This window comes from Trinickia sp. Y13 (assembly GCF_029522115.1).
Taxonomy (GTDB): domain Bacteria; phylum Pseudomonadota; class Gammaproteobacteria; order Burkholderiales; family Burkholderiaceae; genus Trinickia.
This window is the reverse complement of the sequence record NZ_JAKWFK010000012.1, coordinates 48,321-70,340: the sequence shown is the minus strand read 5'-3', so window position 1 is coordinate 70,340 and position 22,020 is coordinate 48,321. Positions and strand designations below refer to the sequence as shown.

At 64.0% G+C, this 22,020-nt stretch carries 19 protein-coding genes and 3 tRNA genes; 10 read left to right on the top strand and 12 right to left on the bottom strand.

Translation table 11 applies throughout. The features are described 5' to 3' along the window. Window positions 1-41: 41 nt before the first annotated feature. Window positions 42-473 carry a hypothetical protein gene (locus MMB74_RS20200; RefSeq protein WP_277430433.1) on the top strand — a complete coding sequence of 144 codons (432 nt, stop codon included), beginning with the start codon at window positions 42-44 and terminating at the stop codon, window positions 471-473. A gap of 45 nt (window positions 474-518) precedes the next feature. On the opposite strand, the gene MMB74_RS20195 is transcribed toward MMB74_RS20200, so the two are convergent. Next, on the bottom strand, window positions 519-1,262 hold the full coding sequence (locus tag MMB74_RS20195; protein ID WP_277430432.1) for a class I SAM-dependent methyltransferase: 744 nt from the start codon (window positions 1,260-1,262) through the stop codon (window positions 519-521). A gap of 138 nt (window positions 1,263-1,400) precedes the next feature. Between MMB74_RS20195 and MMB74_RS20190 the strand changes: the two genes are divergently transcribed. After that, window positions 1,401-2,645, top strand: coding sequence for an NAD(P)/FAD-dependent oxidoreductase (locus MMB74_RS20190; RefSeq protein WP_277430431.1), 1,245 nt, complete (start codon window positions 1,401-1,403; stop codon window positions 2,643-2,645). A 96-nt stretch (window positions 2,646-2,741) separates the two neighbouring features. Here MMB74_RS20190 and guaD read toward each other — a convergent pair whose 3' ends face one another. The 5 genes from guaD to MMB74_RS20165 all read right to left on the bottom strand — a co-directional run bounded on the left by guaD (window position 2,742) and on the right by MMB74_RS20165 (window position 8,722). Further along, window positions 2,742-4,049 (bottom strand): guanine deaminase, encoded by a 1,308-nt coding sequence (gene guaD / locus MMB74_RS20185; RefSeq protein ID WP_277430430.1) that lies wholly within the window; start codon window positions 4,047-4,049, stop codon window positions 2,742-2,744. 130 nt (window positions 4,050-4,179) lie between these two features. Then, window positions 4,180-5,220 carry an adenosine deaminase gene (locus MMB74_RS20180; protein WP_277430429.1) on the bottom strand — a complete coding sequence of 347 codons (1,041 nt, stop codon included), beginning with the start codon at window positions 5,218-5,220 and terminating at the stop codon, window positions 4,180-4,182. Beyond that, entirely contained in the window at window positions 5,201-6,280 is a 1,080-nt protein-coding gene (gene xdhC / locus MMB74_RS20175) for a xanthine dehydrogenase accessory protein XdhC (RefSeq protein ID WP_277430428.1), read from the bottom strand. Before xdhC ends, MMB74_RS20180 begins: the two co-directional genes overlap by 20 nt. A 416-nt stretch (window positions 6,281-6,696) precedes the next feature. Then, complete coding sequence (locus MMB74_RS20170; RefSeq protein WP_277430427.1) at window positions 6,697-7,215, bottom strand: disulfide bond formation protein B; 519 nt, start codon at window positions 7,213-7,215, stop codon at window positions 6,697-6,699. Between the two features lie 127 nt (window positions 7,216-7,342). Then, on the bottom strand, window positions 7,343-8,722 hold the full coding sequence (locus MMB74_RS20165) for an amidase (protein WP_277430426.1): 1,380 nt from the start codon (window positions 8,720-8,722) through the stop codon (window positions 7,343-7,345). Between the two features lie 278 nt (window positions 8,723-9,000). On the opposite strand from MMB74_RS20165, the gene MMB74_RS20160 reads away from it, so the two are divergent. The 4 genes from MMB74_RS20160 to MMB74_RS20145 all read left to right on the top strand — a co-directional run bounded on the left by MMB74_RS20160 (window position 9,001) and on the right by MMB74_RS20145 (window position 10,879). After that, complete coding sequence (locus MMB74_RS20160) at window positions 9,001-10,338, top strand: type 1 glutamine amidotransferase (protein ID WP_277430425.1); 1,338 nt, start codon at window positions 9,001-9,003, stop codon at window positions 10,336-10,338. 137 nt (window positions 10,339-10,475) lie between these two features. Next, window positions 10,476-10,551: transfer RNA gene (locus MMB74_RS20155), tRNA-Gly, on the top strand. A gap of 62 nt (window positions 10,552-10,613) precedes the next feature. Continuing rightward, window positions 10,614-10,689: transfer RNA gene (locus MMB74_RS20150), tRNA-Gly, on the top strand. A 116-nt stretch (window positions 10,690-10,805) separates the two neighbouring features. Then, window positions 10,806-10,879, top strand: a tRNA-Cys gene (locus tag MMB74_RS20145). A gap of 85 nt (window positions 10,880-10,964) precedes the next feature. Here the strand turns inward: MMB74_RS20145 and MMB74_RS20140 are convergent. Both MMB74_RS20140 and MMB74_RS20135 read right to left on the bottom strand, forming a co-directional pair. Next, window positions 10,965-11,621: a LysE family translocator gene (locus MMB74_RS20140; protein WP_277430424.1), complete on the bottom strand. Its 657-nt coding sequence runs from the start codon at window positions 11,619-11,621 to the stop codon at window positions 10,965-10,967. Window positions 11,622-11,846: 225 nt separating this feature from the next. Then, a complete protein-coding gene (locus MMB74_RS20135; protein WP_277430423.1) occupies window positions 11,847-12,485 on the bottom strand; it encodes an FMN-binding negative transcriptional regulator in 639 nt (212 codons plus the stop codon). Between the two features lie 142 nt (window positions 12,486-12,627). On the opposite strand from MMB74_RS20135, the gene MMB74_RS20130 reads away from it, so the two are divergent. Next, the gene (locus MMB74_RS20130) at window positions 12,628-14,157 is read left to right on the top strand and encodes a PLP-dependent aminotransferase family protein (RefSeq protein ID WP_277430422.1); all 1,530 of its coding nucleotides are present in this window, start codon (window positions 12,628-12,630) and stop codon (window positions 14,155-14,157) included. Window positions 14,158-14,214: 57 nt separating this feature from the next. Here MMB74_RS20130 and MMB74_RS20125 read toward each other — a convergent pair whose 3' ends face one another. Next, window positions 14,215-15,429: a polysaccharide pyruvyl transferase family protein gene (locus tag MMB74_RS20125; protein ID WP_277430421.1), complete on the bottom strand. Its 1,215-nt coding sequence runs from the start codon at window positions 15,427-15,429 to the stop codon at window positions 14,215-14,217. A 290-nt stretch (window positions 15,430-15,719) separates the two neighbouring features. On the opposite strand from MMB74_RS20125, the gene MMB74_RS20120 reads away from it, so the two are divergent. From MMB74_RS20120 to MMB74_RS20110, 3 genes are all read left to right on the top strand, one after another. Beyond that, on the top strand, window positions 15,720-16,874 hold the full coding sequence (locus tag MMB74_RS20120) for a NucA/NucB deoxyribonuclease domain-containing protein (RefSeq protein WP_277430420.1): 1,155 nt from the start codon (window positions 15,720-15,722) through the stop codon (window positions 16,872-16,874). Further along, window positions 16,780-18,945, top strand: coding sequence for an SMI1/KNR4 family protein (locus tag MMB74_RS20115; RefSeq protein ID WP_346780694.1), 2,166 nt, complete (start codon window positions 16,780-16,782; stop codon window positions 18,943-18,945). The genes MMB74_RS20120 and MMB74_RS20115 overlap by 95 nt, the downstream gene beginning before the upstream one ends. Window positions 18,946-19,058: 113 nt before the next feature. Continuing rightward, window positions 19,059-19,571 carry a GNAT family N-acetyltransferase gene (locus MMB74_RS20110; protein ID WP_277430419.1) on the top strand — a complete coding sequence of 171 codons (513 nt, stop codon included), beginning with the start codon at window positions 19,059-19,061 and terminating at the stop codon, window positions 19,569-19,571. Window positions 19,572-19,623: 52 nt separating this feature from the next. On the opposite strand, the gene MMB74_RS20105 is transcribed toward MMB74_RS20110, so the two are convergent. From MMB74_RS20105 to MMB74_RS20095, 3 genes are all read right to left on the bottom strand, one after another. Then, a complete protein-coding gene (locus MMB74_RS20105; RefSeq protein ID WP_277430418.1) occupies window positions 19,624-20,496 on the bottom strand; it encodes a cytochrome c oxidase assembly protein in 873 nt (290 codons plus the stop codon). A gap of 13 nt (window positions 20,497-20,509) precedes the next feature. Then, window positions 20,510-20,980 carry a copper chaperone PCu(A)C gene (locus tag MMB74_RS20100; RefSeq protein ID WP_277430417.1) on the bottom strand — a complete coding sequence of 157 codons (471 nt, stop codon included), beginning with the start codon at window positions 20,978-20,980 and terminating at the stop codon, window positions 20,510-20,512. A 146-nt stretch (window positions 20,981-21,126) separates the two neighbouring features. Continuing rightward, the gene (locus MMB74_RS20095; RefSeq protein ID WP_277430519.1) at window positions 21,127-21,702 is read right to left on the bottom strand and encodes an SCO family protein; all 576 of its coding nucleotides are present in this window, start codon (window positions 21,700-21,702) and stop codon (window positions 21,127-21,129) included. Window positions 21,703-22,020: the final 318 nt, after the last annotated feature.

Here is a 22,020-nt window from a genome sequence, read left to right as displayed (position 1 = left end):
GGCGCCACTTTTTTAAAGCAACGACAACGGGAGAATCTCAAATGAAAGCGAAGCACCTGATGGTCTTATCCGCCTTCGCGGCGATCTCGCATGCGGCGCTCGCCCATACGAACACGACGACGTACCCGCTGAAACCGGTGCTCGATGCGCAGCCAGCGGACAACCAAGTCTCGTTCTATTTCGGCGACGCAGCGCATGCGGAAGTCGTCGCTGCGCGCGGCGAAGCCAGCGCGTCGATCCGTGTCGCGCGTAAGCTCGAGGACGAAACGACCTCATGCAACGAGGCGCTGAAAGAAGCGCTTGCATCGTTGAGAGCCGATGCGGTCGATCACGACGCGAACGCCGTGATCGACATCGAAACGAGCTTTCATGGCACGCACAGCGCGTCGTCCAAGGGGTTCGTCTGCGCGACGAGCTACAGCGCTGCGGCGATCAAAGTTCGCGGCAAGCTCGCGACGCTGACGACCAAATAACGCTGGGAACGCGGGCGATCGGCGTCGCGCTCGAGCGCGATGCCGTCAGGTCGGAGAAGTAAGCGGCTTGCGTGCGGCGACGTTGACGAGCGTTTCGCGCCGCTTGCCCGGCTTCGGGCGATGCAGGCCGAGGCGCTCGAGCAGCCCGAAGTCTTTCGCGCGGCTCCACCAGAGGTACGGCAGCGAAACGTTACGCGCGGCGAACTCGAACCCGCCCTCGCGCAGCATGTCGAGATAGCCGTCCGCGCTTTTTTGGACGTGCATCGGATGCCGGAACAACAGGCGAATGACCCACGACTTGATGTAAGCGTCGGTCGATTCGGCGAACAAGAGCACGCCGCCCGGTTTCAAGACGCGATGGAACGCCTCGAGCGCGCGCTCTTGCTCGACCAGATGATGGAACGTTTGATGGCAAAAGACGATGTCCGCGCATGCGTCGGGAAGCGGTAGGGCGGCGCAGTCGCCTTGCATTACTTCCACCGGCGCCGGCACGTGTCGCGCGGCTTGCTCCGCCAGCGCCAGCGATGGTTCGTGACAGTCTATGCCGACGATCCGGCTCGGCTCGAAAGCGCGGGCTAGCAGCTTGAAGGAGATGCCCTGGCCGCAACCGGCATCGACGATGACGGGCGAGCGCGGAACAGGGCCATCGATGAGCAGTTTCAGATCGTCGATGGCAACACGCAACACGTGGTGTTCCCACGTATGCGTGCGCAAGAACCAGACGCCGAATGCCGTTTCGGGCACGAACGTCGGGATGGCGCGCACGGTAGGTAACGAATTGGATGGCACGTCGGCTTTCCCCGCAACTGGTTTTGTCGTTGTGATGCCGCGGATTGTAATGGCAACGGGCGACGGTGTGCGTCGAAGCACCCGTATGGCCTCTTCATATTTGCAGTAGTGATTTAGTCGATGAACAAGGATCGCACAATGAGCAAGGAAATCGGGGAAGTCGAACAGACGGACGTCGCGATCATCGGTGCGGGACCAGCCGGTGCGGTCGCTGCGGCGCTGTTGGCGCGAGCGGGCAGATCGGTGCTCGTGCTCGAGCGTCAACATTTCCCGCGCTTTTCGATCGGCGAAAGCCTGCTGCCGCAAAGCATGACGTATCTCGAAGAGGCCGGGATGCTTCAAGCCGTGGTGGAAGCCGGGTTTCAATACAAAAACGGCGCGTCGTTCGTTCATGGCGAGAAGATGTCCTCGTACGATTTCCGAGACAAGCATGCCGATGGATGGGGTACGACGTATCAAGTCGAACGCGCGGTATTCGATCAACTGCTGATCGGGCGCGCCGCCGATCAAGGGGTGCAAGTGCGATTCGGCCATAGCGTGCGCGCAATGCAACCGGGCGCTGCGCCGACGCTGGAGGTTGCCGGCGAAGCGGGCGCTCCCTACCGGGTCGCCGCGCGCTTCGTGCTCGACGCCAGCGGCTTCGGCCGCGTATTGCCGCGCTTGCTCGGGCTCGAGACGCCGTCTCGCATGCCCGCGCGCGCCGCGCTCTTCTCTCACGTGCGCGATGCATTGCCGGCGGGTAGCACCGATCGCGACAAGATTTGCGTCGCCGTGCATCCCGAGCGGCGCGACGTCTGGTATTGGATGATTCCGCTCGCGGCGGGGCGCACCTCGATCGGCTGCGTGGCCGATGCCAACTTTCTCGACGTGCCCGAGGCGCAGCGCGAGGCGAAATTGCGCGAGTTGATGCGCGCGGAGCCGACGATCGGGCGCTTGCTCGGCGAAGCACCGTTCCTGATCCCGGTCAACCGGATCGGCGGCTACTCGGCCAACGTCGAATGCCTGCATGGCCCCGGCTTCGCCTTGCTCGGCAATGCCGGCGAGTTTCTCGATCCTGTGTTTTCCTCGGGCGTGACGATCGCGCTGCGTTCGGCGCATCTAGCCGCGCACACGCTGCTGCGTCAACTCGACGGCGAGCGCGTCGATTGGGCTGCCAGCTACGATGCGCCCTTGCGCAAGGGCATCGATACGTTCCGCGCCTTCGTCGAGCGTTGGTACACGGGCGAATTGCAAGACATCATCTTCCATGCGAATCAAACCCCGAAGATTCGCCGGATGATCAGCTCGATTTTGGCCGGCTACGCGTGGGACGAAACCAACCCCTACGCGGCCGATCCCGTGCGGCGGCTGACGGCGTTGCATGAGGCCTGCATGGCTGCGTAGGGCAGTGACTGGCTGCGTGCGTCGCCAGGGCCGGTAGCGGCGCTGTGCGATGGGCGGGCGCGGCGCACGCGGTGAACGCCGCGGGCGCGCACCTTTTCACGCGCGCCGATGCGCTTCTCTGCCTGCCGCATAGGTGGCGAGCACGGCGCGATCGTCGCCAAGCATGGCGAAGGCGAAGAGCCACTCCTCGGGCGATTGCGCGAGGGCGGTGCGACGGGCCAGCAACGGCGTGGCCTCGGGATCGAGCACGATGAAATCCGCTTCGGCGCCGGGGCGCAGCGTGCCGATCGTATCCTCGAGGCCGAGGGCTCGAGCCGCGCCGGCGGTTGCCAGCCAAAACATGCGCGATGCCGTGAGGTGATGCCCGGTCATGCGCGCCACCTTATGCGCCTCGTTCATCGTCTGCAGCATCGAGAACGAGGTGCCGCCACCGACGTCCGTGCCGAGCGCAACGGGCATCCCCGCTTGTTTAGCTTTCTCGAAATCGAATAAGCCGCTGCCCAAGAATAGATTGGAGGTGGGACAGTGCGAAGCCACCGCGCCGGTTTCGGCCATGCGCGCGCGGTCGTCATCGTCGAGATGGATGCAATGGCCGTAGACGGCGCGCCGCCGCAGCAAACCGTAATGTTCGTAGACGTCCAAGTAGCTGCGGTGTCCGGGAAAGAGATCCGCGACCCACTTCACTTCATCGGTGTTTTCGGATACGTGGCTTTGAATGAAGACGTCGGGGTGCAAGCGGGCGAGCGCGCCGCATGCTTCGAGCTGCGCCGGCGTCGAGGTCGGGGCGAAGCGTGGCGTGAGCGCATAGAGTTGGCGCCCGCGCTTGTGCCAACGCGCAATCAGCGCGGCGCTGTCGTCGTAGCCCGATTGAGCGGTGTCGCGCAAAAACTCCGGGCAGTTGCGATCCATCAATACCTTGCCGGCCACCATGCGCAGATTGCGCGCCTCGCTCGCTTCGAACAGCGCATCGGCCGAACCCGGATGAACCGTGCAGTAGGTGAGCGCCGTCGTGGTCCCGCACGCGAGCAGTTGATCGAGAAAGAACTCGGCCACGTTCGCGGCGTGCTCGGGGTCCTCGAAGCTGCGTTCGGTCGGAAACGTATAAGTGTCCAGCCAGGGCAGCAGGCCGGCGGCCGGCGAAGCGATCATTTCCGTTTGCGGATAATGCACGTGCGTGTCGATGAAGCCGGGGGCGATCAACTTGCCGGGCCACTGAACGAGCTTGGTTTCCCGCGTGAGCTGAGCGCGCAGCGCGCTGTATGCGCCCGCCGCGACGACGCGGCCGTCTTCGACGATGAGCAGCCCGTCTTCCTCGAAGCGTGCGCCGCCCGCGGTGGTCGCGGGGTCGCCGGCAAAGGTCAGTAATTTGGCACGGAAGGCGGTGCGCTTATCCTGTTGACTCATGATGAAACGTCTCTCGGTACGATGAAAATATGCGAACGGCGCGACGCCGGGCCGAGCGCCGCCTTCGTTGCGCGCGCAACGAAGGCAATGCGCACCGAAGCGGCGGGCGCGAGAGGCGGTCCGCGGGAAATCAGTGCGGCGCGGTGCTCGGTCGTCCCCAGTAAGCGTCGAGCTTCTCGATGAGCGCTTGGCGCTCCTGTGGCGTCACGAACGATGCTTCGAAGCCGTTGCGGATGATCGTGTAGACCTCTTGGTCGCTCAACTCGAGCGCGTCGACCGTGGCGAAATAATTGGCGTTGACGTAGCCGCCGAAGTACGCCGGATCGTCGGAATTCACCGTCACGGCGACGCCTTGCGCGAGCAGTTGTTTGAGCGTGTGCTGTTTCATGTCGTCGAACACGCGCAGCTTGATGTTCGACAGCGGGCACACCGTCAGCGCGACGCGCGAATCGGCAAGCCGTGCGACGAGCGCCGGATCTTCGATGCTGCGCACGCCGTGATCGACGCGATCGACCTTGAGCAAGTCGAGCGCTTCGTGGATATACGAAGGCGGCCCTTCCTCGCCGGCATGGGCGACGAGCTTCAGACCGCGCGCGCGCGCCAGCGCGAAGACGCGCTCGAACTTCGACGGCGGGTGCCCTCGCTCGGAGGAATCGAGGCCCACGCCGATGAGCCGGTGCGCGTAGGTGTCGAAGAGCGGCAAGGCCGCCTCGTAGGTGGCGAGCGCATCGGATTCGGACAAGTGCCGCAGGAAGCAGAGGATGAGCTTGCTCGTGAGCCCGCGTTGCTCGGCTTCGGCCAGGGCCCGTTCGATGCCCGCAACAGCCGTGCTGATGGCGACGCCGCGCTCCATATGCGTCTGCGGGTCGAAGAAGATTTCCGCGTGGACGACGTTGTCGGCGAGCGCGCGTTCCACATAGGCGGCCGTCATGGTGTAGAAGTCGTCCTCCGTCAGCAGGACGCTGGCGCCGGCGTAGTAGATGTCGAGAAACGATTGCAAATCGGTGAACTCGTACGCCTTCTTCAACGCTTCGATCGATTCGTAGGAGAGCTTCACGCCGTTGCGTTTGGCGAGCGCGAAGATCACCTCGGGTTCGAGCGAGCCCTCGATGTGAATATGGAGTTCGGCTTTAGGCGCGCCGGCGATCTTCTCAGCGAGTGTTGGTGTCATGGTCGGTCAGCGGTTGCTGCGTAAAAAACGGTTGCTCTCGATGGTATGAAACGGCGGGCGCTGCGCGCGCCGCCTCGACGGCCTGCAGCAACTGCGCGGCGGCGGAGATTGCAATGACCTCGGGCGCTTTGTCGGCGATGCCATCGACGCCGATCGGGCACAACATGCGCTCGATTCGCACGGGATCGATGCCGCTCGCGGCGAGGCGCTGGTCCAGCTGGCTGCGCTTCGTGCGCGAGCCGAGCATGCCGAAGAAAATAAAATCGTCGCGCCGCAAAATGCGCTCGGCGAGCGCCAGGTCACGTGCATGGTCGTGCGTCATGACGACGAACGCGGTCCCTGGCGCCGCCTCCTCGACGGCTTGGGCCGAGGCGTTACCCGCATCGAGCGTCACGTTGACGTGCTGCGTGCGCGCCAGCGAGGGCGGGACCTGAGCATCGCGTTCGCCCACCCAGCGCACCCGGCACGGCAGCGTGGAGAGCACTTGAGCGAACGATGCGGCGACCTGGCCCGAGCCGAACAGCACGACGGGGAATTCCCTCGAAGCAATCGTTTCCGTGAGCAGGGAAGCGCCAGCGTGAAAGCCGTCGGCATCTGACAGCAGGCAAGCGGGCAGCCGGGCAGCGGCGTCGGCGTCGACTTCGGTCAGGCGCACGGCGCCGCCTGCGGGGTCGAACGATACGCGGCGCTGCGTGACGAGCCCTGCGTGCACGCGTTTGGCGAGCGAGGCCACCCAATCGAGATCGCGTACATCGAGTCGCTCGAAGGCGAGCACGACCGCGCCGCCGCAACATTGGCCGAGGCTCGGCCCTAGCGAAAGCCGCTCGAGCCGGCGCAGGTGCGGCACACGCATGCCGTCGCGCAGCACTTCACGAGCGATTTCGATCGCGCGCCATTCGAGATGGCCGCCGCCGATCGTGTGCCGCGCGCTCTCGCGCGTCACGATCATCTTCGCGCCTGCTTCGCGCGGCGTGGAACCTTCGACGTGCGCGACCGTCACGAGCACGACGGCGTCGCCGTGAACGAGCAGTTGCTGCAATTCGGTCAACCAGGATTGCATAGGGTTCTCGCGCTCCGTTCAAGCCGAGCCCGAGCGCAGGCGCGCCGGGAAGGGTGCGCAAGCGGCGGCACGAGGTATACGGATTGACGCTGCATGGTCCGTGCCATCCTCGCCGGATGGCGAGAGGGTAGCGCTTGCGCGATGGAGCTTGGGCGATCTAGAGCGGATGGGATGCGTCGTCATAGCCGAATCCTGAAGAGGGGGATCAGGCGCGCGTTACGCGACGGCTTGCCGTCAGCCTCGCGCACGTGGATCGCCATCCATGCCCGAAGATAGCACCGAGCTGGCGCAAAGACATCGTTTCCCGCTGATGGGCGCTATCAGAGCGCCGCCATATCGGCAGCTTCGTGCAGTGGACGGGGCTTGCACGGCCCCTTCGACGGGCGCGGGCGCACATCGACGCACATCGACGCACATCAGAGGGAATAAGCTCGCCCCTTGCCGCGCCGGCGCCACGCGCTCACGACGACCGCAACGAACGTCAGGGCGAATGCGATCAGCGCCCAGCCGGGCAGCAAGATGCCAAGAATCGGCGGGTAGACGGTTTCGCAAAGGCCGGCGACCTTGAACACGCTCGGCAGCCAGTGTGCGGGCGGTAGGCTGTCCACGACCGGTTGCAGTGCGTCGAAGCCGCAACTGAAGCCTGGGTTCAATTGAATGTACAAATGGCGCGCGGCTCCCGCGATGCCGGTGGCCGAGGTGATGGCAATCAGCGTCTCGAACAGCGCAATGCCGCGCCACCCCTTGCGCGCGGCGCCGACGAACGCGAACAGCGCGATCAGCAGGAACAGGTAGCGCTGGATGATGCATAGCGGGCAAGGATCTTCGTGCTTTGCATACTGCAGATAGAGCGCGCCGCCGACGAGGGCGAGGCAAACGAACCCGAGCAGCGTGAGGAGCCTGCGCTCGCGGCGCAGTAGTGACGTGTCGTTCATAAGAGGAAAGCGTTCCCTATCTTCATATCGATAAACCGCGCAATTCTAGTGCGCTTTCGTAAAACCGACTGCATGCCGGGTCGAGCGCATGCTGTATCGGGCCAGCGCCCGAGATCGGGCAGCGCCTTCACCGAATCGATTCGAGCACCCGTTCGGCGGCGCGCGCGATGGCGAGCAGCGCATCGTCGGCATGAGGCGCGGCGGCCAGCATCAACCCGACCGGCGCTTGCCCGCGTGGGTGGCACGGCAGCGACACGGCGCAGGCGTCGAGCAGATTGAATACGCTCGGGTTGCGCAGCACGAGCGCGTTGATGCGGGCGTAGGCTGCGTCGTCGGCATCGCACTCGGACACGCGCGGGGGCGTAATCGGCACCGTGGGCGCAACGATTGCGTCGAACCGCCGCCAGAGCGTGTCCTGCGCCGTTTCGAGCAGCGCGGCGCGCTGCTCGAGCAACTCGAGGTAGTCGGCGGCGGCGGCCCTCGCTCCCTTCTCGATGCGCACGAGCACCCTCGGGTCGTAGCGATCGGCATGCTGCTCGATCAATGGACGATGCCATGCATACGCCTCCATCCCCGAGAAGCCGAAACGGTTGAGCGACACGAGTTGCTCGAGCGGCGCGAAATGGACGTCGGAGAGAATGGCGCCCGCTGCCTCGAGATGTTTCGTCGCGGTCTCGACGGCGAGCGCGACGGCCGGCTCCATGTCGTCGGTGACGTAATGGGTGAGGATGCCCAAGCGCACGCCTTCGAGCGGGCGCGCGGCGGGCACATGCGGCTCGAGGCCCGCCAGGATGCGATCGACGAGCGCGCAGCACGAGACCGAGACGCCGATCGGCCCGAACGAGTCGAGCGTCGTGGAAAGCGGCACGGCGCCTTGCCGCGGCACTCGGCTCGCGGTGGGCTTGAAACCGGTGAGACCGCATAGCGCGGCCGGGATGCGAATCGAGCCGCCCGTATCGCTGCCGAGCGCCACGGCGGCCATGCCGTCCGCAACCGATGCCGCCGCGCCCGAGGACGAGCCGCCGGCGATGCGCGCTTCGCCGGGTTCATTGCGCCGATAAGGCGAGAGCGGCGTGCCGTAATGCGGATTGAGCCCGAGGCCCGAGTAAGCGAACTCGGTCATGTTGGTGCGCCCGACGATGACGGCGCCCGCGCGTCGCAGACGCGCGACAGCGGGCGCATCGGCGCGCGCGGGCGGGGCGTCGGCCAACACGCGCGAGCCGGCGCGCGTGACTTGGCCTGCGATGTCGAACAAGTCCTTCACCGAGACGGGAATGCCGGCGAGCGGCGAGAGCACCGTGCCGGCGGCGCGCAGGCGATCGAGCGCATCGGCGCTTGCGCGGGCACGCTCGGCGTCGACTTCGAGAAAGACGGTCGAACCTTGCCCGTTCGGATCGGCGATGCGCTCGAGCGCGGCTTCGACGAGCGCGCGGCTCGTCGTGCGGCCTGCCGCCAGCTCGGCGGCAAGTGCGGCAAGCGGCGGAAACGGAACGAAATCGGTGGCCATGGCGGGTCCAGATGAAGCGATCGAACTGCACGAATGAGCAGCAGACGCGGTCGCCGGGCGCAGCGGCATGCGCATTGCGGGGGTACGAGCATCTGTCGGCGCATTGTAGCCGCTGCCCCGGTTTCTTGGACGGCTGCGGCGCCCGCCCGCGTCCTGAACGGGCGGCCGGCAGGCGGCGCCACGCATCGGTTACAGGACTGTAATTTGCGACTGATCGGTGCGCTGGCGGATAATGGATCATCTTCATCGTTTGCGTGCGAGCCGCGCTTGCCACCTTCATGAGCGAAAACACGCCGCCGAGCGCCGGTCGCCCCGGCCCTGATTCTTCCTCATCGTCCGCTTCCGTTTCGACGGACTCCCCCGGCACACCCGCCGCAACACCAGCCGCACCCGCGACGCCACCGAGCGAGGCGCCGCCGCAGCTGGCCGCAGGCGCCATCGACGAAACGCCCGCGGTCGCCGCCTCGCGGGCGGCGAGCGACACGCTCGAATCGGCGACGGCCGTCGAACCGGTGCAGCCGAGCGCGCCAACGTCGAGTGAAGCGCAAGCGGCTCAAGCGCGGGTTTCGGCGGCGAAAGACACGGCCGCCCACGAGCAGGCGGCGCAGGCGGCATATGCCGAGAAGGGCGCGGCGGACGCCACGGCTGCCACGGGTGCCCCGCCGCCCGGCTTCGGGGCGCCTCCCGATTTCGACACGCCGCGTCCGCCGCCCGCAAGCGCGGTGGCGCAAACTCAGCCTGCTTACCTGCGGCAAAACGATTCGGCTTGGAGCGTGCTGGGTCGCACCATCGCGGCTCGCGCGCGCCAGCTATTCGACCGGGCAGGGCAGCGCATCACGCAGAGAACCTTGCGCATCGGCGTATCGGCGCGGATCTTTCATCCCGAGCCCGGCGCGCGCGGGTTGCGCGGCAAGACGCTGCAGTATCTCGAGGAATCGGTCGCGCATTGGGTCATGTCGCGCGATGTGATGGTGTTCATGATTCCGACGGTCGGGCATCAAGGCATGCTGCATCCGAGCAACATTCGACTGCGCGATTACGCCAAGCATTTGGATGGGCTGCTGCTGCAAGGCGGCGCCGACGTTTCGCCGCAAACCTACGCCGCGAGCGACATGCGGGCGGAATGGCCGGGCGATCGCGTGCGCGACATGTACGAGCTCGAGTTGCTTTACGAATTCGTCGAATCGGGCAAGCCCGTCCTCGGTATTTGCCGCGGCTGTCAATTGATCAACGTGGCCTTCGGCGGCACGCTCTATCAGGACATCGCAACCGAGGTGCCGACTGCGGGCATTCACGTCAGCGAGTTCTACGATCAGCATCGGCACTCGGTGCGTTTTCCCGATGGGTCAACGCTCGCGAGCATGTTCCCGGGGCGGCGCGAGGCCGTGGTCAACTCGATCCATCATCAGGCGGTGAAGACGCTCGGGCGCGATTTGAACGTCGAGGCCGTGTCCGCTGGCGATGGTCTGATCGAGGCGGTGCGCTACCGGCGCGCACCATTCGTCGTGGGTGTGCAGTGGCACCCGGAATTCCATCGTGCGGGCGGACCCGAACTGCTCGATTGCACGCCGCTGCTCGACACCTTCTTGAGAGCGGCGCGCGAGACGCGCTTCTGACGTTTCGATCGTTGCGCAGGTTGCCGCATCGAACGCGCCGCGACCGGTGCAAAAAGTGTTGACACGATTCAGCGGTTTATACATAATCTCGCTTCTCCGGCGAACACGGGTTAGCGTGTGAGTCAGGGAAGCAAACTGCGGGAGTAGCTCAGTTGGTAGAGCGCAACCTTGCCAAGGTTGAGGTCGCGAGTTCGAGACTCGTCTCCCGCTCCAGTTTCGATCAGGCGTGTCGTGCGGAGCAATCTGTCGAGGCGCTGCGCAGTAAGTAGGAATACGCGGGAGTAGCTCAGTTGGTAGAGCGCAACCTTGCCAAGGTTGAGGTCGCGAGTTCGAGACTCGTCTCCCGCTCCAGGTATAGGGGAAGCTAAGCTTCCCTTTTTGTTTAGCGGCCGCTGCTGGCTGGCTGAACCGATAAGCCGGGACGTTTCGCAGCCGTGCGGCGTCGACGCTCCGGCAAATCCGCTTTTGGCGCGATAGCAAAGCGGTTATGCAGCGGCCTGCAAAGCCGTGTAGGCCGGTTCGACTCCGGCTCGCGCCTCCAAGTCTCAAACCCTGACCAGTCTCGGCTCGTCAGGGTTTTTCTTTTTGTGGCGTGTGAAAGCACCACCGCCAACCGCCTCCACGATCTATCTGGAAGACCAGGCCAAGAGCCGGATGCCGGCGACTCCAAAGACCACGGCGAGGCATCCGTCCAATGCGCGACGGGTTCGCGTATAGAACCGACGAGCTGTGTCCATCGAAAAAACGACCGCGTAGCTGCAGAACACAACGACTCCGATCGCGGCGCAGCCCGCAATCACGGCGCCGTGCGAGCGGCTTGCATGATCGGACGAGAGCGCCACGATCGACGCCCAGACGAGGACGGCCTTTGGGTTGGTCAAATGCAGCAGCGCGCCCCGGACGTATAGCGCGCGAAGCGCTTGTGGCCGTGGCCGATCCGCCTTCGATGAAGTCTCTGCGGCGGGGGCGAGCGCCGTGCGCCTGAATGCCGTGCGCCCCGATTTGAACGCCAGCCATAGCAGATACAGGCCGCCGAAGATCTTGATCGCGAAGAGAAATTGCGAATAGGCGAGCAGGGCGGCGGCGATGCCCACCGTGGCCACCGTTGCCCAAAACATCGAGCCGGAAATGACGCCGAACGCGAAGGCGAGCGCGGCATGGCGCCCTTGCGTGGCCGCGATCGACATGATCGCGAGATTGCTCGGGCCCGGACTGGCCGTGCCGACGAAATAGGCCGCGTAGGCAAGCAGCAAGTTTGCCGAGAAAAAAGCGTGAGTCGACATAGCGAACTTAGAGAGTGCAGTGCGTGGTCGCATCATTGTTGTCCGTTGCGCGCCGACCGCCATGGCCAATTTCCCGGCATTTCGCCGAGCCAGTCGCGCACCGAACGCATCGCCCAACGGCGGACAAGATGCGCAATGCAGCGCCGGGCAAGCCATCGGCGTATCGGCGCTCGCGCAAATCGCAACCGCTTTGCGACTCGGGCGGCGCGAGCGAGCTGTACGGCGTCACGTTTGCTTGCGGGCCGCCTCGGCTAGCATGGCATCGCCGATTTCGAACTGTCCTCGCGCCCTGAGCGCTTCACCGGCGCCTTGGATATCGCGCGTTTCTCGATTCTGGCCCACTTTGCTTTTGCCGACGAGCCGCGTGATTTCCACTTGCACGCCGACGATAGACGCGAGCAGCGTATCGACGAAATCGCTTGGCGCGTCGCTCATTTTCCAGGGCCGCGCCTGCGATGCCTCATGCGTTCGTGTCAAACGAGCGACCACGCCGCGCACGTATTTCTCGTCGTCATGCACGCTGACGCGGCCATATGCGTGGACTGCGATGTAATTCCAGGTCGGCACGTGACGGTGTGTTTCCTGCTTGCTCGGATACCAGTTCGGCGAAATGTACGCATCCCCCGCCGTGAAGACCACGAGCACCTCGTCCCCGTTCGCAACCTCTTGCCATACCGGATTGGCGCGGGCCACGTGTGCGTGCAACACGCCCAGCTCGCTCTCGGCCGAAGCGAGCTCGAACGGCAAGTGATTGGCGTTCAGCCCGCCCGCGCCGTGCGTGATCAACGTGCCGAACGGATGCCGCGTGATATGCGCGTGCAGGATCTCGGTGCGGGATTCGTTGAATGGGTCGGGTACGTACATGGCGGTTCCGGTAGCGGGTGAGGTTTTACTTGCACTGAGCGATCGAAGCGTCATCTAAGCCTGGATCGGCTGGAACCCATTGTGGCGCTGAACTGGTTTATTCTACAGGTCCAATTTGGAGCATTTTTAGAAGGCCAGAATTATGGCGAGGACGGCCCGCGTTGCCGACATTCCGTCTTTCGGCGCGATCGACCGCATGGCCGGCAACCTCAGTCGCCAAGTGGCGCACGCGGTACGGGACGCCGTGCGCAAAGGCGACATCGGGCCCGGTGATGCGTTACCGTCGACGCGCCTGCTGGCAGCGTCGCTGCGTGTTTCGCGCGGGACAGTGCTGGAAGCCTACGAGCAATTGATCGCCGAGGGCTTTTTGGAAGCGAAGCGGGGCGTAGGTACCCGCGTCGCCCAAGCGTTGGCCTTGGAGCGGGCGCCGAGCGAGACCCGCGCCAGGCGCCGCCGCTCGGCACTTGCCGATTTGCCGGAAAATGCGGCGGCTTTCGCGGCGCTCGCTCGGGAATTTACGCCGCTCGCGCAAGTGCCGTTCGCGATCTCGGTCCCGGTCGGGCTGACCGCGCCCGCGGACGTTTGGCGCCGGCTCGGCAACCGATTGCGCGCGAAAGGCCCCGGCGCACCGGCCGGCTATGCCGACCCGCTAGGCGCTCGGTCGTTGCGCGAAGCGATCGCCGGCTATGTCCGTAAATCGCGCTCGGTGCGTTGCGAACCGGAGCAGGTGATCGTGACCAGCGGGACGCAGCAGGGGCTGTTTCTGGCGTCTCAAGTATTGCTTGGGTTGCGCGATCAGGCTTGGGTCGAGAACCCCGCTTATCGCGGCGTCACGGCGGTACTGGAGCACACGGGCCATCGCGATGGGATGGTTCGGGTGCCGGTAGACGCGGAAGGCATCGACGTGGAAGCGGGAATTCGCCTGGCGCCGCATGCCCGCGCCGCCTTCGTCACGCCTTCGCATCAGTACCCGCTAGGCGTGCCGATGAGCATGGCTCGCCGTAGCGCGCTGCTGACGTGGGCTCGGGCGCAGCGGGCATGGGTGGTGGAAGACGATTACGACAGCGAGTTGCGCTACGAGGGCTATCCGTTTCCGTCGCTTCAGGGATTGGATCCCGATCGGGTGATTTATCTCGGCACGTTCAGCAAGATTTTGTTTCCTTCGTTGCGCTTGGGTTATCTGATCGCCCCGGACGATTTGGTCGATGCATTTTGCGGGGCCCGTGTGCTGATGGATCGTCACCCGCCGAACGCCGATCAACATGTGCTTGCCGCTTTCATGGCCGAAGGGCACCTGGAGCGGCATATTCGAAAGGTGCGCAATGTGTACTCGGAGCAGCGCACGCAACTGATCGCGACGCTCGGCGCGTTGCTGCCGAAGGACTTGGCATGGGTGGAGCCCGGCGACCAAGGCATGCACCTCGTCCTCTGGCTCGCGCCAGGCATCGACGACCGCGCGATCGTCGAAAGAGCCGCGAAGGCGGGCGTTTCGGTGCGAGCCGTGTCGCCGATGTTTTCGCCCGGCAGCGAGCGGCCCGGTTTGGTTTTGGGGTTCGGCGGCTTTGACAGCGCGCAAATGCTGGCCGCCGCGCAACGTCTTGCTGGCGTCATCTCCGACGAGCGAAAGGCTCGACATAAGCGGCGTACGCAGAGTCGAAAATCGCGCGACTGAGGGCCTCGATGCATTGTCGCGTGGGCCGAAGCCAGAAATGGGCGAATGTGAAGACCGCTAGGCCAGCAGTGCCGATAAGCGCTCGAACCCTTCCCGATAGGTGTGCACGAGCCTGTACGCAATACGCTCATGCCGAGCCTGTTCGATCGCAAGGGCGGCGCTCACCGCTTGCGCCGTTTCGGTGATGTCGACTGCGCCCGGCATATCGGCATCTTCCCAAGTCGCGGCGAACGCAGCTTGCTTGCTCTGGGCAGACGTCAGAACCGGGTGCAGGAGATTGACGCGCGCAAGGGCGAACGCGGCAGCGACAATCCTGCCGTGCAGACTGCTTCCGCAAAAAACGCGGCTGCCCGCGATGAGCGCGCATATGTCCCATAGATGTGGCGAACTCAAAATATGCACCGAGGCAGTGCGCATGCGTTGCCGGGTTCGTTCGAACACCGCTAGGTCGTCGTGCCACGGGGCGATGCCGGTGCAGAAGAAGGCGACGCCCAGGCCATGAGATTGGGCCGCCATGTCCAGTTGCGAGGCGATTTCGTCGAGGGAGCGGTCGTCGCCGAAATCGGCGCTGAACTGCGCCGCGATATAACCGTTCGGACAGGCATTCCTGATCGATGCGACCGGCTCCGAAGCGATGCGTGTGCGAACGACATCGCCGAAGAGCGCTTCGACCATCACTGCGGGATCGGGCAGAAGCCGTGCGGCGATGCCGCTTGCGTCGAGCGCTTGCTGCGTGACGATGTCTCGCACGGTGACGTCCGAGGCGCTTGCCAGCGTCTCGATGACTTGCGCACGCATGCCTGGCTCGCACTCGTTCAAATCGACGCCGCCCACTGCGTTGAAGGCAAGTACGCGCGCGTGTGCGAAACGCTCGCGGGGCAAGACGTACGGCGCCCATGCGCGTATCCCGAGATGATGGTCGGCCCATTCGAGCGGTGCCGATCGCCACGCGGCGCGTTGACCGATGACTGCTTTCGCATGCTCGGCCGACGCCAGCATGACGGCGGCTTCCCATGCATTGCACGTGAGCAGTTCGCCGCCGGCGTGAACGATGTCGACTGGCCGATCGGCGCAGGAACGGGCCAGCGTCGACACCGCTTCGACTTTGTGACCGCCATATCGGCTTAGATCGACTTGCGCCAAGCCGGCGAAGCGCAAACGCCGCTCGGGCAGCATCCGCTCAGCAATGTGCGCGAAGAGAAGGTCTCCGAAATTGTGACGATCGAAGGCGCCGAAGATGACGGTTTCAGCGGCGTGTGTTGGCTCGGACATGGGTGCGTGGCTCCGTGGCGGCATGCGCGAAAACGAGACGCGATGCACGAATGAAAGCCATGCTACGCGCTCGGGCAACACGGGGCGATTCGGCCGAATGGCATAGTCTTGCAGCAATCGAATGGCGCGATGATCTTTAGTGCACATTCATGCGCCACCCGCCTGCTTGTCTTCTCTCACTGGGCATTCCCTTCTCTTCGTCTGAAAATTATCGCGTATCGCTCAAAGTCCTCCTTCCTTGATCTACCGTTGCTTCCTCACGTCGTGGAGCGTGTCATAAGGGAGCGAATATGACGAAATCGGATCTGTATCGTTGGTTGCTTTTTTGCGGGGCGATATTGAGCTCGTCCGGTACCGCATGCGCGGATAGTGCATCGGATGTATCTCCGATATGCACGACGGTCGTGCAAAAGACCTCCAACGACTCATTATTGGGCCGTGGTGCGTTTTGCCAAAGATCCGAGCCTCTGGAGTATGTGATCACCGACGACACGAATTCCGAGGTTGGCCGCGTTGAAATCGACGCCTATGCATATTCAGACAATCGATTGAATCGACTCGAGTGGCCGTTGAAATTCCGCTTCAGGACGCGGCTCGTCTCGGGGAGTGGCGCGGGCTTGCAGATCAAACCGATCATCGAGTGCGGGGACGCTTGCACCATTGCCCCCAACGCCGGAGTGCCCTTGGCGATCGGTGGGTTGTCGAACGAGGTAGTCGTTATGCTAACGCCGAACATGAACGGGGAAAATCAGCGGACGTTCATGCCCTACGTCGAATACATCGTTGCAAAGAGCGGTGATTCGTTCGAAGACGGGCGGAGTGTCGTGCCGTTTCGCGGCATGGTTCACGTGCCGCAAATTCGATGCGACATCGGGCTTGCGAAGTCGGGCACTCGAGGGTGCGTTTACCCCGACGCGCCAGCCATCATGCGATCGGTTAAGACGAACGATCCGGATGTCGACGAGTCCGCCGCCCATATTAGGGACGCTCAAGCAGCGGGGATGCCTGGGAAATTCGTTGCCAGAGGCGACGGAACGATTCTCAAGGGGAGTGAGGCGCGGCCTCTCACGCGCTTGCGCGACCTGGTCCAGCGAAAGAAAAATCGCAAGACGTCCACAGACCAATGCGTCGTGCAATACGGCAAGGTGACCGGCCAGTGCACGTTTACGGGCGACCCCGATGATGCACCCAGCGATTGCGATTGTGATGAATATCCGTTCGCCGCCTCAAACGAAGGCGCAGACGGCAAGACATTCGGCGAAGGCTTCTCGGTGCGACGGATCGACCGCGGTGATAACCGGAAGTCAGGGGGGCGGCTTGGATGCTTTTTGACGGGGCAACGCGTTCTCGATGGCGAGGAATTCTTTGTCGATGTCGAACCTGGCAACAACGTGCAGCGCGTTCCAGACGACTGCGAGCAAGAAGCAGCGGGTCCAAATGCCTGAGAAGAGCCGGAAGGTCGAGGAGACGATGCGCGACCAACATTCATTTCCAGACTGGTTAAATGCCGCTTACAGCCGCTGTCCGCAAGCAATCGCGCGTGTGCGGCAAGCGGAAACGGTCTCGGTGGAGGATGCATGTATGCGTGTGACATCCGAAGCAGTAGTGGCACGCGGCGCTGTCCCGCCTTGCGATGTAGCCGCGTGCGACGGATACGCATTGCGCGCGGCAGATGTGAATTTCACGCAGCCCGTTCACGCATCGAAGCTGCGCGTCGATAGGGCCCTGGCGAGCGCGTCGCGTCGCGTCGCAGATCCATGGATTCATGTCCTGGAGCCAGGTGCAGCCGCTGAAATGCATGCGTATGGGCCACTACCGGTGAGCGCCGATACGCTCGTGGCGAGCGATCCCGCCCTCGCGCACGATGCAGTTTGGAACGAACGAATTGTGCTACAACGCCCGCTCGTCCGCGGAGCTTGTGTCATTGGAAAAGGCAGCCAGTACGCGGTTGGGGACACGCTGCTTACGAACGGGCAACGCATCACGCCGGAGCGGCAGGCAGTTTTGATTGCAGCGGGTGTCCGCGAGCTGAAGGTGAGCAAGCGTCCCCGTATTGGCATCCTTGTTTCCAGTTACGATCGTCGTCCCCCGCTAGCCTCGCGGAAAGACTGGCAAACGCCCGATACTTGCGGGCCATACATTCGCGCCTTGCTGCAACGATGGGGCTTTGGCGAGGTCCGGATCGAGCACTTGTCGCCGCCTCCCACGGCGGGGCTATCAACGCAGGCGCAGCGGGACGCGGAGCGCGCGTACAGACAGCGAGTGATCAAACTTCAAGAGCAGTACGATCTGATCATCGGCTGCGGCATGTTATCGACCCGGCCGTTTCAGCTTTTGGGGTTGAATTGCGTCTCCTGGTTCGGCGCTTCCTCATTCAACGACGTCACCGAAATACGGCAGACGCCGGGGGAGCGGTTTAACGTGGGGGTGGGGCAAGATCGTTCGCCACCCTACACGGAAGTCTTCAACTTCATCGACGCTCATGGCATCCCGCGCGGCTCTCGCAGTGTGCTGCATCGCGACCAGGCCACCTTGATCAACCTCCCCGGTTTCCTCAGTTCCGTCGCCGTGCTCATGCACGTCGTGGTGCGGCGCGTGCTCGACCTTTATGAGTTCGTCGATATGCCCGGGCCCCATTGGGAAATCGGCGAACTCGCGCGAGCGGTTCAGTGCGATAGCGAAATCAACCTGATGCTCTGGGCAAAGATCGTATGGGGTCCGCGTGGCGAACCGCTGATCGATCCTCTGCCGGATCAAGCCCCCCATCGCATCGGGGCCTTTCTCGATGCGGAAGTCATCGCCGCGATCCCTGCTTGCCCGGGCCGTCTCGCGGCCGGAAGCCGCATCCACTTCTTGCGCTTGGACCCGATGCGGCAGCCCGCCGAGCCCAACTGCGCGCTTGCAGAGCCGATCCCAATCGTCACCGGCGCCAATCCCTCAACCGAATCTTCAATGGAGGCTGAATCAATGGAACAACCCCAGTTGGACGTCACCCAATCGTGGGCACATCTCGAAGCGTGGTTGCAGGCGCAGCCGCGCGCTATCCCCGGCGGGTTCAACGCCGGCGCGAGCGACGACGACATTAAGATCCTCGAGGGCGCGTTGGGCGTGAAGCTGCCTCAGGACTTCGTCGAAAGCTTGAAGCGGCACAACGGGCAAGCCGATCAGGGAGGTGTGTGTTTCGAAGGAGAGAGCCTGCTCGACATCCAAGGCATTCTCTCCGAATGGACCACGTGGCGCGAACTCGTAGTGGAAGGAGAGTTCGACGGCATGACGTCCGATCCCGATGCCGGCGTGAAGGACGACTGGTACAACCTCAAATGGATTCCCTTGACGCGAAACGGCATGGGCGATGGCCTATGCATCGACCTCGACCCGGCGCCAGGGGGCACGGTGGGCCAGGTGATCCGTATGCTGCACGACGACGATCGGCGTGAGCGCGTGGCGGCTAGCTTCACGCAATGGTTATCACGGCACGTTGTCGCGACGATAGGGCTGGAAGAGCGGGAAGAATAGCGGCAAGCCCCATCATTTCACGCAAAGGCTCGACGCAATTGCCCATGGTTCGGCTCTGGCGTTTGCGTCGACCGCGCAGCATAATCGTCGGTCATTGCACTCCCGGATTCGCCATGACCGCTCCGATCCAAGACCCCCATCCTTTACTCGAATGGCGTTGGACACCGTTCTCAGGGCTCACGGCCACCGAGGTGTACGACGTGCTCGCGGCGCGCAATGCCGTGTTCATCGTCGAACAGCAATGCGTCTATCACGACATCGACGGCCTCGACAAAGATGCATGGCACTTGCTGGCCTATGCCCCCGCAACAGAGGCACGGCCCGATGAAGGACGTGTCGCCGGTCCGAGCCTGGCCGGTTACCTTCGTGTGTTGCTGCCGGACCCGTCCGATGCCGATGTTCGGATCGGACGGGTGCTGACCACCTCAGATTTTCGCCGCATCGGGTTGGGCAGCGCGATGCTGGAACAGGCGCTCAGGCATATCGTGGCGCAGTGGCCTGAGGCGGCGATTAAGCTGCACGCGCAGGCCCATCTGCAAATGTTCTATGGCGCGTTCGGCTTCGAGCCGATCTCGGAGATACATGACGAGGACGGCATCCCGCACATTTGGATGCGTTCGATCTGATGGGCCGCGCCATGGGGCGGCCCGTCTCGCGGCCGCCCAGTAGTAGCGTCTTTCAGTGAGCACGCGCCGGCGCGGAAGGTTCCTCGCGTCGCGGCGTCTCCCGCCGTTCCTCGCGCAACCGTTCGCGTGTCGAAAGCCGCATCCAATGCCGCAGCGCGATCAGTGCGCCGAACACGCTCATCATCGATCCCGGAATCCACAGTAGCAGCCCGCCGATCTGTTGATCGCGGATCGGGCTGAGCCACGTAAACGCGCGGCCGCAGATCGAATAGATCGGATAGAGCTCATGCGGTGTGAAGAAGATCAGCGCCCCCAGCACGATTTGCGGCGGTATCGCAGCAACCACCATCATGATGCGCCGCCCCGGCGATAATCGCGCGGGCGGCGCGGGACGCGGATCGAGCACGAGCCACCAGAACAACAAGCCGTCCACCACCATGCTCCAGTTCATGATGCGATAGAGCCGCCAGTCGAGCATGGCCTTGAAGTGAATCGGCGAAAGCAGCCAGAAGTAGATCAACCCGACGAACAACAATACCGCGACCACCGGGTTGAACACGACGTCGAGCGTCAGACGCACCGCCTTCGTCTTCATCGCCGGCGCGACGAAGCGCTGGCGCCAGCGAAAAGGAATGCCGGCGCGCAGCGCGGCGCCGGGATAGGCCCACGCGATGAAGAAGGGCCCGAGATGATGCAGCACGAGGTGCTGCAATCGATGCATGAAGAATTCGTGCTCGAAGAAGTAGTCGAGGCGCGTATGCAGCGCGATATAAAGCGCGACCAGCCCGAACCAAAACGACGCCTGTCGTAGCGGCGACACGCGCGCATGCCGCGCCCCGCGCGCGAACAGCACCGCGGCGGCGAGCACGGCAACGACGACCGTCGGCGACGGTTCCCAGGGATCGAGCCAGTAAAGCACGTTCATCTCGGTGTCCGACTCACTTTGCAGTGGCGGGCGATTTCACCGCGAAGGGCGTGTCGAGGGTCTCGCCGTCCGAGAACCGCAGCTTCAGATGCACGGTGTCCCCCGGTGCGATCTTGCGAGTCGGCTCTTCGAGCATGATGTGATAGCCGACCGGCGCGATCGTCAGGCTGCCGTGCGCCGGCACCGTGGCCTTCTCGACCATCACCATGTTCGTGGTCGACCCGTTCGACACCGTTTGGTGCAGCATGGCGCTGCCGTAATCGGGGCTCGTCACGTCGGTGAGGTCGATGCTCTTGTCGCTCGCATTGGTGAGCGTCACATAGCCGGCCGAGGGGAGATTGTTCGGCAGCCAGCGGACCCAAGCGTGGGATGCGGTGATCGCCTGTGCGCCTGTGGCATGGGCAGGTGCGCTCACTGCGGCGCATGCGGCGAGTAGGGCTGCGACGAGCGCGGCGGGACCGCGGGTGGTGGGGCGAGAGGTCATCTGCATGGTTCGTTCAAGAGTGAAGGGTTCAGGTTGTCGATCGCTTGCAACGTGCCGGTTTTTTCGAAAATCTACCGAGCGCCGATCGACGAACGATCGGCCTTCGGCAGGCGCGCACCGCGCGGCTTCCTGGTGCGCGATCGCCGTCAACTACCGTCTTCTATCACGCGCCGTAAATCGTGCGCGATCGCGTCCGGAGAATCGCCGCTCGTAGCAAGCAGTCGCGCGCGCCCCGCCCGATCGAAGATGTACACGGCCGAACTGTGCGTGACTTCGTAGCTGCCCTTCGGGTCGCGCTTCTCCATCTGATACGCGACGCGGTAGCGCTTGGCGAGTGCTTCGACCTGGGCGTTCGTGCCCGTCAGCCCCCGGATGTGCTGGGCATCGAATGCGCCGACGTAGGCGTGCAGCGCTTGGGGCGTGTCGCGCACGGGGTCGACGGAAATGAACAGGATGCGCACCTGCTTGGCGTCCGCCGCCGGCAATTTCTCCAGCACCTGCATCAAGCGGGCCATCGTTTCGGGGCATACGTCGGGGCAATGGGTGTAGCCGAAATAGACAAGCGTCGTGCGGCCTTCGAACGCCGCCGCGTTCACGCTTCGCCCTGTGTCCTCGGTCAATTGAAACGCGAGATCGGGCAGGTGTCCGCTGACGTCCGTCAACTGCCACGGACCGTCGTCGTGGGAACAACCGGCAGTGAGCGCGGCGCAGGCGAGTATCATCGTCCGGCAGGCACGCGCGCGCCACGTAGCGGCTTGCGTCGGATGGGCCCGCCAAGCGAAGGCGGACGACGTGAAGGCAGCAGGCGAGGCCGGTTCGCCGGACGGCGAGCCGACGCCGGGAACATATGGCGGCATCTGTGACTCTGTGAGAGTGCGCCGGCGTTGTCGCGCCACCCTTTCGTGGGCAGCGCCCAGCAGGCGGCTGCGAGGCTGCGACTATAGCGCAATTGCCCAACCGTTGCCTTTCGCCGGGCGCGTCTCATCGGCGCTGAGGCAATATGTCGCGGGAGAGGGCAAGATATGGGGCGCATGGACCCG

Bases quoted from the DNA above. Each gene is read 5' to 3' on its own strand.
- MMB74_RS20200 (WP_277430433.1), top strand. From the start codon at position 42: ATGAAAGCGAAGCACCTGATGGTCTTATCCGCCTTCGCGGCGATCTCG.
- MMB74_RS20190 (WP_277430431.1), top strand. From the start codon at position 1,401: ATGAGCAAGGAAATCGGGGAAGTCGAACAGACGGACGTCGCGATCATC.
- guaD (WP_277430430.1), bottom strand. From the start codon at position 4,049: ATGAGTCAACAGGATAAGCGCACCGCCTTCCGTGCCAAATTACTGACC.
- MMB74_RS20180 (WP_277430429.1), bottom strand. From the start codon at position 5,220: ATGACACCAACACTCGCTGAGAAGATCGCCGGCGCGCCTAAAGCCGAA.
- xdhC (WP_277430428.1), bottom strand. From the start codon at position 6,280: ATGCAATCCTGGTTGACCGAATTGCAGCAACTGCTCGTTCACGGCGAC.
- MMB74_RS20170 (WP_277430427.1), bottom strand. From the start codon at position 7,215: ATGAACGACACGTCACTACTGCGCCGCGAGCGCAGGCTCCTCACGCTG.
- MMB74_RS20165 (WP_277430426.1), bottom strand. From the start codon at position 8,722: ATGGCCACCGATTTCGTTCCGTTTCCGCCGCTTGCCGCACTTGCCGCC.
- MMB74_RS20160 (WP_277430425.1), top strand. From the start codon at position 9,001: ATGAGCGAAAACACGCCGCCGAGCGCCGGTCGCCCCGGCCCTGATTCT.
- MMB74_RS20140 (WP_277430424.1), bottom strand. From the start codon at position 11,621: ATGTCGACTCACGCTTTTTTCTCGGCAAACTTGCTGCTTGCCTACGCG.
- MMB74_RS20135 (WP_277430423.1), bottom strand. From the start codon at position 12,485: ATGTACGTACCCGACCCATTCAACGAATCCCGCACCGAGATCCTGCAC.
- MMB74_RS20130 (WP_277430422.1), top strand. From the start codon at position 12,628: ATGGCGAGGACGGCCCGCGTTGCCGACATTCCGTCTTTCGGCGCGATC.
- MMB74_RS20125 (WP_277430421.1), bottom strand. From the start codon at position 15,429: ATGTCCGAGCCAACACACGCCGCTGAAACCGTCATCTTCGGCGCCTTC.
- MMB74_RS20120 (WP_277430420.1), top strand. From the start codon at position 15,720: ATGACGAAATCGGATCTGTATCGTTGGTTGCTTTTTTGCGGGGCGATA.
- MMB74_RS20115 (WP_346780694.1), top strand. From the start codon at position 16,780: ATGGCGAGGAATTCTTTGTCGATGTCGAACCTGGCAACAACGTGCAGC.
- MMB74_RS20110 (WP_277430419.1), top strand. From the start codon at position 19,059: ATGACCGCTCCGATCCAAGACCCCCATCCTTTACTCGAATGGCGTTGG.
- MMB74_RS20105 (WP_277430418.1), bottom strand. From the start codon at position 20,496: ATGAACGTGCTTTACTGGCTCGATCCCTGGGAACCGTCGCCGACGGTC.
- MMB74_RS20100 (WP_277430417.1), bottom strand. From the start codon at position 20,980: ATGACCTCTCGCCCCACCACCCGCGGTCCCGCCGCGCTCGTCGCAGCC.
- MMB74_RS20095 (WP_277430519.1), bottom strand. From the start codon at position 21,702: ATGATACTCGCCTGCGCCGCGCTCACTGCCGGTTGTTCCCACGACGAC.